Below are 12,012 nucleotides of genomic sequence, written 5' to 3' on the forward strand. Positions count from 1 at the left end.
CCCTACTTTTCCGCCGGGTCCGCGGTGTGCTCCGTGCTGGGGTTGGCAGTAGTGCCGGGGGTGGCGGGCCCGGTGCCCTGCCGAAGGGTGAGCAGCGTGATCTCACTCGGCGCGAAGACCCGGAAGGGCGGTCCCCAGAAGCCCGTACCCCTGCTGGTGTAGAGCTGCGTGCGCGCGCCGTGCCGGCTCAGGCCGTGCACCACGGGCTGGTCGATGCGGACGAGGAAGTTGAACGGCCAGATCTGGCCGCCGTGAGTGTGGCCGGAGATCTGCAAGTCGATACCGGCGGTGGCGGCCTGGTGCACGTACTTGGGCTGGTGGGCGACGAGCAGGACGGGCCGCTCGGGGTCCGCCCCCTCCAGCGCGCCGAGGAGGTTCGCACGGTGCCCGGCCAGCCCGGAGGACTCCGCGGTCACGTCGTCCACGCCCGCCAGGACGAGGGCGTCGCCGCCGCGCTCCACCACGACATGGCGGTTGTGCAGCGCGTCCCAGCCCAGCTCCGTCATACGGTCAAGCCAGCCCTGGGCCTCCCCGAAGTACTCGTGGTTCCCCGTGACGTAGACCTTCGCCAGCCGCGACCGGATCGTCCCCAGCGGCGCGGACTGCTCCCGGCGCTGGACGGGGGTGCCGTCGGCGATGTCGCCCGCGTGGACCACGACGTCCGCGTCCAGCGCGTTGACCGCCTCGGCGACCCGCGCCGACCAGTCGGCCCGGTCGATCGGCCCGTAGTGGGTGTCGGCCAGCACGACGACACGGGTCCCGTCCAACCCCCCGCCGAGCCGCGGAAGATGCACGTCCAGCCGCTGCACCCGGGGCACGCGCATGGCCTCGTGGTGCCCCAGGACCAGCAGTACGGCGGAGACCACCGCGACCGCCACGGCGACGCTCCGGGCCGTCCCGGTGCCGCCGACGCCGAAGCCGATCAGCACCAGGTGCACCACACCGCCCAGCAGCGACCAGGTGAACAGCACCCAGACCACCCCGAGCGTGCTGTCCGCCGCGCGGGCCGCCCGGTCGTCCCGCCGCTGCCCGTGGCCCCTGGCCATCAGGAACGGGAACGCGACCAGCCCGGCGGCGAAGACGACCGTACCGATCAGAAAGACCGGAAGCGGCCAGTCGGAACCGGACACGAACAGCGTCCACCACGGCAGGAAGAACAGCAGGCCGAGAACGAGAAAGACCACGGCCCCTCCCAACCGCCGCCGCAGGGACCGCCGACCCCCCGAGCCTTCCTCTCCGCCCCCGTCGACGGGCGCAGCCCCGTCTTCACCCTCCAGGCTCTCCAACTCCCCGTCGACCGCCGGGCTTTCCGCCCCTGACCGGATGGAAGATCCGCTCTCCGCCACGCTCCGCCCCTCACACCGCTGCCATTCGTCCCTCCCATCATCACCCCCGCGACACCCCACGGACTCACCCGAACGACACCGAACACGACCGAACAAGACAGATCCGAAACCGAGTTGATCCCGAGGCAGAACGAGATGAGTGGCGAGGCAGGGCGCGAAGAGTTGCGGTGCGCCGGGTCTCAGCGGCCCGTATCCGTGGCCTCCTCGACGAGCCCGGACGCGTTGGCGCGGCGGCGGGCCCGATGCTCGAAACGGGCGAGCAGGACGGTGGGCACGGCGGCGGCAATCGTGATCGCCAGCACCCACAGGAACGTGGTCCCGAATCCGTCCGCCTGCCCGGCGGGCGTGGGGTGGTGGCGGAGCCGGTCGTCGAGGACGACGGTGAGCACGGCGGTGCCGATCGCGCCGCCGACGCGTTGGAGGACGTTGAGCTGCGGGGTGGCGTCGGGGATCTTGCCCGGCGGCAGGGCGCGGTAGGCCGCGGTCATCGCCGGGATGATCGACAGGCCGAAACCGACGCCCCGGACGACCATGACGACGCACAGCAGGACGTACGGGGTGGTGGCGGTCAGGAACACGAACGGGATGGTCGAGACCACCAGGACGGCGGCGCCCGTGAAGGCGGTGACCCCGGCACCGTAGCGGTCGGTGAACGGCGCCGAGAGCAGCGCGCCCAACCCGGTCGGGGCGAGCAGGAGCCCGGCGAGGACCACTCCCTCGCCCCGTACGGTCTGGAAGTACAGCGGCATGAGGATCATCCCGCCGAAATTCGCGGCGCCGAGTGCGAACTGGGCGACCGACGCGGCGGCGAACTCCCGCTGTGCGTACAGCCGGAGGTCGAGCAGCGGGCGCCGCACCCGCAGGGCGTGTACGACGAAGCCGACCAGGGCGGCAAGCCCGACAGGCAGCGCGACGACGGCACCTGTGTCCAGCCCGGCCGCGACGCCGACCTCCGCCAGGCCGTACGTGATGCCCACGACCCCGGCGGAGGCCAGGACCAGGCCGGTCACGTCGAGCCGCCCCGCGTCGCCGCCCTTTTCCCGGGGCAGCAGCCGCAGGGCGAGCACGACGCCGACGACGCCGAAGGGGACGTTGAGCCAGAAGACCGCCCGCCAGTCGATGCCCTGGATGAGCAGACCGCCGACGGCGGGTCCGAGCGTCGGGGCGAGCACGATCGGCACCGCGATCAGGGCCATCACCCGCCCCATCTGCGCCTTGGAGGACTGCGCCGCCCAGATGACCGTGCCGACCGGCATGATCGCCCCGCCGCCCACGCCCTGGAGGACCCGGGCGGCGATCAGCATCCCCACGCTCTGCGAGCACGCGCACAGCACCGACCCGACGGTGAACACCGCCAGCGCGGCGACATACAGCCGGGCCGCGCCGAACCGGCGGGCCGCCCAGCCGGTCACGGGGATGACCGCCGCGAGCGCGAGGAGGTAGGCGGTCACCACCCACTGCACCGTCCCCAGCCCGGCGCGCAGGTCGACCGAGAGGGTGTGCAGGGCGACATTGACGATCGTCGAGTCCAGGAACGACAGCGACGCGCCGATCATCACCACCCCCACCGCCCGGCGCAGACCAGGCGAGAACGGCTCGGTGGCGCCGGTCACGACCACACCGCCCCCGCCGCGCGCACCACGTCGCGCCCGGCCGCCGCCACGGGCGGTCCGTACCGCTCCAGCAGGCGCTCGGCCCCGGTCATCACGTCGTTCATCAGCCGCCCACTCCTTAAGTTAGTCATGCCTAAGTTAGGGTGGCTGCTGTGCATGTAGAGGCCAATCGATACCCCGAATCGGCCAACCCGGCGGGGCGGACCGCGGGCGGTACGCCGGAGAGGTCCCGGCCGAAGGCCACCGCGGACCCGGCATGCCCGGAAGCGCCCCCGCCGACGGTGGGGCGGCCGCCGGTCTCACCCATCCTCTGCATCGACCGCGACACCGCCCACGACCACGAGCTGCTGCATCTGCACTCGCACCCAGAACCGATGCTCACGTGGAGTTCGACCGCGACGCTGATGGGTACGGTCGCCCACCGCGACTGGCTGATCCCGCCCGGCCACGGTCTCTGGGTGCCCGGCGGCATCGCGCACTCCGGCGCCGTACTGCACGCGGGCGAGATGGTGACCATCACCTTCGCCGCCGACGGCTGCCCCCTCGACTGGACCGAGCCCACCTGCTTCACCGTCGGGCCGCTGCTGCGCGAGATCATCACGCATCTGCACCACATCGCTCCCGGCGACGACACCCGTCCGGCCGCCGAAGCGCTCATGTTCAAGCTGCTCACCCCGCTGCCCGCGCACCACATCCACGTCACGATGCCCGCCGACCCGCGAGCCCGCGAGATCGCAGAACAGCTCATCGCGCACCCGGCCGACCAGCGTGAACTCACGGCCTGGGCCGACCACGCCCATACCAGCGTCCGCACCCTGTCCCGGCTGTTCCGCGCCGGGACCGGGCTCAGCTTCGCCACCTGGCGCACCCAGGTCCGCATCCGCGCCGCCATCCCGCTGCTGGCCGGCGGCACCTCGGTCAACACCACCGCCCGGGCAGTCGGATACCGCAAACCCAGCGCGTTCATCGCCGCGTTCCGCCGGGTCACAGGCCAGACCCCCGGCACCTACGTCCCCGCCGCCGGGGGCGAGGCCGCCCCCCACTCCCCAACTGCGCCACCGCGAACCCTCAACGCTTCCCGACACGCCTCATCCTGACAACTCGTCGAGACACGGGCCCTCGACCTTCTCCAACTCTCCGTCGCCGTCGGCCGGGGCGGGAACTTTCCACGAGACCGCCCGCCCCGGGCACCTGCCGGGGGAGGGGCGGCGGCCCGGACGGCAGCAACATGGCGGCCTCAGTAGGATTTCGGGCATGGCGATTCCTCGTGCTGGTGACCCCACCGACGCGGAAATGGCGCGCGCCGCGCAGGCAGGCGATGCAAGCGCACTCGGCAGTCTGCTGGTCCGCCACCGTCCGGCGCTCCTCGCCGTCGCCGTCAGCCTGATCGGCTACGGCCCTGATGCCGAAGACGCCGTACAGGAAGCGAGCATGATCGCCCTACGCCGGATCGGCGGCTTGCGTGATCCCGCCGCCGTGGCGCCCTGGCTGCGTGCGGTGGTCCGCAATGTCTGCCGCACGCAGCAACGGTCACCTGCACACGTACCTCTGGACAACAGCCGTGTCGCGCTGCTTCGTTCGACGGAACCGGGTCTCCTGGAACGGCTGGAGCAGCACGCCACGCGGGACTGGGTCTGGAAGGCCATGGCTGACCTGTCGTCCCCGCTGCGTCTGGTCCTCATGCTCCGCTACTTCAGTGGCGTAACGACGTATCAGGACATCGCCGCGGCCTGTGGAGTGCCGATCGGGACCGTTCGCAGCCGGTTGAGCGAGGCCCGTGGCAAGTTGACGCGGGCCCTGCTGGCGACTGCCGACACCGCCCATGACGACGCCCGTAAGGCCAACGCGGAGAGTCTTCGCCAGGCTGAGGAGTTGATGGCGGCGACACGGCGTGGTGAGCCCGAGTCCGCGCTGGCCACGTCCTGGCTGCCGACCGTGGCGCTGTCCGGACCTGAGGGCATTCGCTCCGAGGGATACGGCCTGCTCGCCCGTGGGCTTGAGCAGGACGTGCTCGACGGGGTCGGTCATCGCGTGACCAACGTCATCGCCAGCGGTGACCTCGCCGTCTGGGAGGTCACGATGCAGAGCCCGCCCGATGACCCCTTTCACTGTCCGCCCGGTGCGGCGTGGGTGATGCATCTGCGCTCCGGCTGGGTACGACAGGGGCGGTTGTTCCACGCCCGCCGCCGGGTCCCGGAGCACGCCTGCGTGGTGTGACGCGGGACACGTCACACACTCCGAACTTCCGTTCCGCCTCGCGCATCTGGTGGAGGCGAGCGCACGCGTGGCCGCCGACTCCGCCGACACAGCGGTGTTCTCGCCGTCCGGGCCGAACCCTAGTACGGAGAACGACATGCTTTCCTACCCGCGACCCTCCCACGCCCCCGAGGACCTCCCCGACCATCTTCGCCCGGCGATCGAGAAGTACCGCGACGACGCCGAGGACCTCCGTCGGCTGCCGAGCGAACTTGTCGACGTCCTTCGCGCCAGTGGGGCGTTCCGGCTCAACACCCCCCGCGAGCTGGGCGGCTTCGAACTCCCCGTGGCCACGAGCGTGGCGCTGATCGAGCGGCTTGCCCGGATCGACGGCTCGACGGCCTGGACGGTGTGGAACTTCAACGTCGGCTTCGCTGCCGCGTTCCTCGGCGAGGCGGGCGCGGAACGGGTCTGGAGCGGCGGCCAGGACCCGATGATCGCCCATTCGAGCCAGCCGGGTCACCTGGTGCCGAGCCACGAGGGGTTCCTGCTCTCCGGTGAGTGGAAGCTCGTCAGCGGGGCCGATGCGGCCCAGTGGGTGGCACTGCTGGCACTTGTCCTGGACGACGGACAACCGCGTATCACCGAGGCCGGTCCTGACGTGCGCTTCTGTCTGATTCCCCGCTCGTCGGCAGAGGTACGGGATACCTGGCACTCGACCGGCCTGCGAGGCACGGACAGCAACACCGTGATCGCCAGGGACGTACCGGTCGAGTCCGACATGACCCTCGCGCCCGGCGCGACGGCTCGTATCGACCGCCCGCTCTTCCGCGTACCGGTGATCAATCAGCTCACCTCGGGGGGCGCGGCTGTGACGCTCGGCCTGGCCAGGGCGGCGATGGAAGAGATGGCGGAGCTGTCCCGCACCAAGACCGGGCCGGACGGCGTGCCGCTCGCACAGCAGCCCCGCATCCAGGCCGCCCTCGGACAGGCCGGCGCACGGGTCGACGCTGCCCTGGCGTTGCTGCTGACCACGCTTGGCCGGCTGGATGCCGCGGCAGCGGCGGGTCGCCAGGCGACGGAGGCGGAGCGAGGCGCGGTACGAGGGGCGTTGCCCCACGCGGGCGAGACCGCACGTGCCGTGCTGACCTCGATGTACGAGTTGGCCGGCTCGGCCGTCCTGTACGAGTCGAATCGGCTGGGCAAGCTTTTCCGCGACGGCCACGCCGCGGCGCAGCACGCCATTCTGTCGGCGACCAACTACGAGCTGGCCGGTCGCACCGTCCTCGGCATCCCCGGCGCAGACCCCTTCCTGTGAACTGCCCGCTCGACGGCGCCGGTCCCGCGCCGCGGTACTGCGGCGAAGTCGTCGACGGATGCCTCACGACCACCGGAGTGCGCGCGCCAGGCCACCCCATTCGTCTCGTTCCCGTTCAAACGCGGTGCCACAGCTCAGCCGCTGCCGACACCGGTGGGACGGAGTCGTCCGTTTGCCCGGGCCGGACGGGCACGGTCACGACAATCGCGACTAGGGAGACCAGGAAGCCGGAGAGGCTCCGACCCGGAAGCACGGGTCGGAGCCTCGTGTCCGCTGGCAGGCCGTGGCGGAGGATACAAGAGGCGAATTCGTGCGGGGGGGGCTCAACGCGCTTTCCAAGTCTGTTGGTCACTCGCCAAGCCCTGTATGGGTGCGTTCACCTGCGTTCATTATGAACTGGCCTTCTCCGTCAGGACGGCTTTGGGTCTCGCCTGAACGGCTGTGAACGGGGCTGAATGAGACGGAAACTGAGACGGCCCGGCACGAGGCCGGACCCTCTCTACCTGGTGCAACCTTCTGATCCGTAGCTCTACAGAGTTTGGTCAACTGGGGTCATAGAGGTCACCTGGAGATCCCCGGGAGGCTGTACGAGCCATGGTCGGTTGATGTGGTTGCTGTGCCTCGCTGTTGTACGGCGGACGCGCGTACAGCGGAAGCGTGAAGCCTGCAATCTCGTATAGCCGGTTCTCAACTGCCGTCGGCTGGGTCTCGCCAGTGCCAGGGTACCGTTGGAGGCAGCCAAGGAGCGCTGTCGCTCCGGTCAAGCGCTGGAGCCTCGCAGTCATCAGGTAAGGGGCTTCCGTCGATCACGGCCTCCAGGGTGGACTGGACATAGCGCAGGTATCCGCGCACGTCGCGAATCTGACGCACGCGGTTGCTCTGGCCGATGCCTCGCCACCCGACGTCGTAGCCCAGCCGCACGAGAGTCCTGTACCGGGCACGAACGCGATCGTTGCCTATGGAGAGAAGGTCGGTTTGCATGCCTTGGCGGATTGAGCTGAGAGCCACTATGCAATGCTCACGAGCCTCGGGGCTCACCTGAGGTTCGTCCAGGGCAAGGTCTGGCAGTGACGGTAGCCATGCGTAAAGATTCGCGAGCCGTTCCAGGAGCCGCTGTGCGGCCTCGGCGGAGCGCTGCTGCGTCCATTGCCGACGCGCTAACGCGCTGGTGGCAGCTTCTTGAGAAGCAGCAAGTTCAGCCTGGGCCTCGATCGTCCTTGCGGTTTGCCAGCGTGCCACGTGCACCGTGATAGCTCCGCCGGTCAACGTTCCTATGAGTGCACCGACAGTCTGGCCTGCCAGATCCCCCCAGTTGCTCATGCTTCCAATCTTGAGCGCCTTACGTGGGCATCAAACCTTGCCGCCGAGCCTGGGGTGAGCTTGAACCAAGTCACGGGGTTGCCACGTGGACGGGCGTTCTGGACGGAGGCTCGGTGAGCGGCCTCGGCGGGCCGGGCCGCATTCACCGTAATCCCCGCCGTTCCCCGCTCGATCCGGTGCGCTTGTGGTGCGTGCCATGAGGGCTCCGAGGGGCATACGGCTGCACACACGCGAAGACCCCGGCCTCAGCGTCTCCGCTGTTGACGGGGTCGACGGGTACCTTGTGCAAGGCGTGCCCGGCAGGATTCGAACCTGCGCACACGGCTCCGGAGGGGGCTTCTGGCTCACGAAATGACGCAGTTGAGGGCACCTATTGAGATCACCCTGCCCACAGGTAGTCCAGGGCTGACGCTGATAGTCGGGTCAGGCCGTGCGGCGTACCACCCGTCACGAGGTCACAGCAGGAACCAGTAGCTCCGGCCCGCGACGCCGACGATAGCGGCCAGGACACGAGGAAGGCGGGCGAGGCCGACAGAGACACGAACAAGTTGAGGTGTCTCTCGATCGTTACGTGCAGGCGCCGGGGCACCCCCCGCAGGTTGAGATGACGGCGACGCTCTCGCTCATCCCTGCTGCTTGTGCATCAGAGGACAGGTGAGACCGCATCATGGCATGCCGTGGTAGCGGCTTCTCAAAGCTAACTAGACGCCGTCCAGTTACCGAAGAGCGGTCAACTCAGCCTGCAGGTAGGCCTGCTCTGGAGCTCCTGGGTCCTCTCGACTGAAGTCGGCATGACCCGTTCACACTTCAGCCAGCGACAGTCGGGCGAAGCGCCCCCGGAGCCAACACGTCTCCGGTCCCCACCGGCGTGCGGTTGTCGCATCTCCTCAGGCGCGATCGGTACTGACGCCTTCCACGCTCTGCAGAGTCTGGCGTGCGTGCACGCGGTCGTCTCGACAGTCCATGCATATCTCTCCGAGATGCACTTGCGAGTTGAGGAGTTATCACATAGCCTCTTCGAGGCGAGAGTTGACAGGCAGGAGAGTTAGACGCGATGACGCGAGATCGTTTAGTGCCTCACGAGCGCGAGTGCAGAGTTCGGGACTACTACGCTTCGGAACTCGCCCAACACCGTCCGGGTGAATTGCTTATCGCACGGGAGAACAGTTACGAGGGCACGGCCGTACGTGCGGACATGCGCACGATCGATCGGAGCGACGTCACTCGCCTGTGGGAGTTCAAGATTGGTGCGAGTTATGAGGCGCTTGGGCAGATACTGGTCTACGTGGCCATGGCGCGTCGTGCTGAAGAAGCTTCCGGCAACGACTGTTTGATCCGTGGCGTCATCGCAGCGTTCGATTTTCAACCTGAGATCGCGTATACCGTCGAGCGGATGAATCTTTCGATCGAGCTAGTCACTCTGTCGCCCGTCCTTGCCTATGCAGGTGGCATTCCGGCCTCTGCAGAACCCGCATCGCTTCCCGTGATTCCGGGCCAGTCGGGGCTGTTTGCCTCGATGGGCGTCGAGCTTTACTAGCAGGAGACGTCATGAGTACGCCGTTTATTAGTCAGCAGAAACTGATCAACACCGAGGAAATCCCTGAGGACGCGACGTACGGAGGTCTGCGCATCCTTCGTGTCAGCTCTGACGCGGAGGCGCGAGAGAACTTCGAGCAGCATCGCTACCGCTTCCAGCACGAGAGGGAGAAGCGACATGCTATCCGCGGCACGCTGTGCCTGAAAGGTGCGGTGGAAGGATACCGTATCTGCGTCACAGTCCATCCCAGCCTGCAGCAATTTACGGACCTCGTGAAGTACAACCCTTCCGATCCGCCACGCGCTGTCGACTATGAGGCCAACGGGATGAAGGCCGCCCACCTCAAGACGCAAAGCGATTTCAAGGGCGCGAAGGCCAGCAATCGTGGTGACTTCAGTCGGTACATCTTGGAGGCCGTCCGCGGTGAGCGGGTTGCATACCTTCCTACCGTCACCGGTTGGCAGTCAGTTGAGGAGTTCGAAGAAGATCCTCAGCCTATTTTTGTCTCGTTCGATGAAGCGAACCCGGCAGCCATCTACGGCGAGATCTACCTGCCAAAGCGGCCCATCATGCAGGCCGACGGACAGACCCAGACCGCAGCCCTGTTCGAAGCAGCGCAGAATCGACTCGCACTTCAGAGCGGTGCACTTGACACCTTCTTCGTGACGCTTGAGATCGAGTTGAAGGTTAACGTCGACGCGGCGGCCCAGAGTTTCGCAGATCGCAATGGACGCGGCACGAAGAAGAACACCAATTTGGTGGCGACATTCGACACCTCGTCCGCCCTGGCTAAGCTGCGCAACCAGGCAGTCAAGGGTACTATCTTCGAGGATCGCGTCGCAGATGGCCGCAGTACAGGAGCCACGCTCACCGCGGTGCAGAACATCGTCGACGCATCGACGCTCGAGCAGATACTGCTCAATGTGATCTCCCACGGCAACCGTAAGCGTGAACACATCAAGCACCATCACATCGAGGCGGTGTTGCCGTACTGCCGCGAGTTTCTGCAAACGTTGGAAGGTCAATTCGGGGTCGCCTGGAGTGATACCAAGCAGGCTGACACCTACCGACGGTTGTACGTCCATGGATGGGCATTTGCTCTCAAGGCCCTCGCGTTGGCCTACAATCAAGTGCGGCGTGAAAAACTGGGGCCGATCATGGACGCGATGCAGAAGGAGACTGCAACCGGAGACGACACGACTGAGCAGTTGGTGAAGAGGTTCACCGAAATCATTGCGGAACAGTCGGTTCCTTCTCCGGCGGTGTCCTTTGATGAGTTCAAGCGGCGTCTGGCTGCCATCGAATGGCGGCGTGACCGCCGCCATTGGATTCGGATCACAGGCTGCTTGCAGGAGAAAAACGGTACCAAGAAGACGGTGAAGCTGAAAAGCACTGGGGAGACCGTCGTCGCAGCGGCAGCCTCGAACACGCCAGCGCACATCGGCCATGTTGAGAACAAGATCCTTTCCGACACCTGGACCGAGCTCACCAGCAGCGAATCTGAGCCCATCAACTAGACCCCACACGCTGGCCGCGCTGATTAGGCGGCCGTGGGTTCTTAACTCACGGCCTTGCCGTACCTAAGGGCCGGCGCTACGGATCCCGCCCTGGATCAACTGGTGGAACCTTCCAGGAACAGTTTCACGCCCCTGGAGCCACGGAGAAATACCGCGACCTGGCGGAGATGGCGATTAACTCACAGATGGGCCCTCAGTTGCAGACCTGTCGCAACTGAGGGCCCATCTTTTATGAGGCGTCAGCATCTCGGATGACGACAACAGCATCGGCTGACGTCTGGAAGGGGCACTCCGGCGGACGTGGGGACTGTGGCTCGCTAAGGGCTGTCCCGTAAATGATCTCTGACTGGCCGCGGGTAGGGCGGTGTGCCGTACGGCCCTGCGGTTTATCCGGCGAGGGCGAGGTTGTGCATCCGTGTGATGCCGAGCATGGCGTGGTGGACGCCGTCGCCTTTGGGGCGGCAGTCGCGGAGGATCTTCCAGTTCTTCATGCGGGCGAAGACGTGCTCGACGCGGGCACGGGCCTGTTTGTGGGACTTGTTGTGCGCCTGCTTCCAGTCGGGCAGTTCCCCGCCTGTGCGGCGGCGGTGGGGCCTCACAGGCCCGGTGCCCGGATGACCGCCGTCGGCGATGGTCATGGCTGTGCCGACGGCGGCCTTCGTGCCGGATTCCTCACATGCCCTGCTGTCGTTGCGGTTGCCGGGCGGGGGTCTGCCGACCACGAGGACCAGTCGGGTGTCGGCATTGATGACGACCTGGTGGCTGGTGGGGTAGCGGTAGTTCTTGGACTGCTCTGCGACGCTGTGATCGCGGGTGGGGATTAGGGTGCCGTCCACGATCAGAACGGTGTCCTTGCCGGACCGCTTGCGGGGCTGGAGAGCGAGCCTCGGGCCGGGGTGGTCGATGATCCGGTCCGCCGCCGGCTTGGACACCCCGAACAGCGGGGCCAGTTGCCGCATGGTCAGGTTCGTCCGCCGGTACGCCGCGGCCAGCAGTGCCCGGTCCTCCAGCGGCAGACTCCATGGCCGGCCCTTGCGAACCGCGTCCGCACCCTCACGCCGCAGAACCGCCACCAGCTTCCCGAAGGCCCGCGGGCTCAGCCCGGTGAACGGGGCTATCCAGGACGGCTCCGACACCGTGATCACACCAGACACACCAAGATCAT

General features: G+C 67.3%; 9 protein-coding genes. 5 read left to right on the forward strand and 4 right to left on the reverse strand.

Annotated elements, in window-relative coordinates; all coding sequences use genetic code 11:
- Positions 1-2 precede the first annotated feature (2 nt).
- Positions 3-1,184: a metallophosphoesterase gene (locus tag ACIBIW_RS05900; protein ID WP_399332378.1), complete on the reverse strand. Its 1,182-nt coding sequence runs from the start codon at positions 1,182-1,184 to the stop codon at positions 3-5.
- Between the two features lie 341 nt (positions 1,185-1,525).
- On the reverse strand, positions 1,526-2,959 hold the full coding sequence (locus tag ACIBIW_RS05905; protein WP_399332380.1) for an MDR family MFS transporter: 1,434 nt from the start codon (positions 2,957-2,959) through the stop codon (positions 1,526-1,528).
- A gap of 281 nt (positions 2,960-3,240) precedes the next feature.
- Here ACIBIW_RS05905 and ACIBIW_RS05910 point away from each other — a divergent pair, with 281 nt between their 5' ends.
- From ACIBIW_RS05910 to ACIBIW_RS05920, 3 genes are all read left to right on the forward strand, one after another.
- Positions 3,241-4,056, forward strand: coding sequence for an AraC family transcriptional regulator (locus ACIBIW_RS05910; protein WP_399332382.1), 816 nt, complete (start codon positions 3,241-3,243; stop codon positions 4,054-4,056).
- Between the two features lie 157 nt (positions 4,057-4,213).
- A complete protein-coding gene (locus ACIBIW_RS05915) occupies positions 4,214-5,176 on the forward strand; it encodes an RNA polymerase sigma factor (protein WP_399332384.1) in 963 nt (320 codons plus the stop codon).
- 136 nt (positions 5,177-5,312) lie between these two features.
- Complete coding sequence (locus tag ACIBIW_RS05920) at positions 5,313-6,473, forward strand: acyl-CoA dehydrogenase family protein (RefSeq protein WP_399332387.1); 1,161 nt, start codon at positions 5,313-5,315, stop codon at positions 6,471-6,473.
- Positions 6,474-7,160: 687 nt separating this feature from the next.
- Here the strand turns inward: ACIBIW_RS05920 and ACIBIW_RS05925 are convergent.
- Complete coding sequence (locus tag ACIBIW_RS05925; protein WP_399332389.1) at positions 7,161-7,793, reverse strand: hypothetical protein; 633 nt, start codon at positions 7,791-7,793, stop codon at positions 7,161-7,163.
- A 1,195-nt stretch (positions 7,794-8,988) separates the two neighbouring features.
- Between ACIBIW_RS05925 and ACIBIW_RS05930 the strand changes: the two genes are divergently transcribed.
- On the forward strand, positions 8,989-9,330 hold the full coding sequence (locus ACIBIW_RS05930; protein WP_399332391.1) for a hypothetical protein: 342 nt from the start codon (positions 8,989-8,991) through the stop codon (positions 9,328-9,330).
- An 11-nt stretch (positions 9,331-9,341) separates the two neighbouring features.
- The gene (locus ACIBIW_RS05935; protein ID WP_399332393.1) at positions 9,342-10,847 is read left to right on the forward strand and encodes a DNA sulfur modification protein DndB; all 1,506 of its coding nucleotides are present in this window, start codon (positions 9,342-9,344) and stop codon (positions 10,845-10,847) included.
- Between the two features lie 386 nt (positions 10,848-11,233).
- Here ACIBIW_RS05935 and ACIBIW_RS05940 read toward each other — a convergent pair whose 3' ends face one another.
- Positions 11,234-12,001 carry a transposase gene (locus ACIBIW_RS05940; RefSeq protein ID WP_399332395.1) on the reverse strand — a complete coding sequence of 256 codons (768 nt, stop codon included), beginning with the start codon at positions 11,999-12,001 and terminating at the stop codon, positions 11,234-11,236.
- Positions 12,002-12,012: the final 11 nt, after the last annotated feature.

Source organism: Streptomyces sp. NPDC050560 (genome assembly GCF_044457285.1).
GTDB lineage: Bacteria > Actinomycetota > Actinomycetes > Streptomycetales > Streptomycetaceae > Streptomyces.

Excerpts from the sequence above, each read along its gene's own strand:
- ACIBIW_RS05920 (WP_399332387.1), top strand. The coding sequence starts at position 5,313 with ATGCTTTCCTACCCGCGACCCTCCCACGCCCCCGAGGACCTCCCCGAC.
- ACIBIW_RS05930 (WP_399332391.1), top strand. The coding sequence starts at position 8,989 with ATGCGCACGATCGATCGGAGCGACGTCACTCGCCTGTGGGAGTTCAAG.
- ACIBIW_RS05925 (WP_399332389.1), bottom strand. The coding sequence starts at position 7,793 with ATGAGCAACTGGGGGGATCTGGCAGGCCAGACTGTCGGTGCACTCATA.
- ACIBIW_RS05935 (WP_399332393.1), top strand. The coding sequence starts at position 9,342 with ATGAGTACGCCGTTTATTAGTCAGCAGAAACTGATCAACACCGAGGAA.
- ACIBIW_RS05915 (WP_399332384.1), top strand. The coding sequence starts at position 4,214 with ATGGCGATTCCTCGTGCTGGTGACCCCACCGACGCGGAAATGGCGCGC.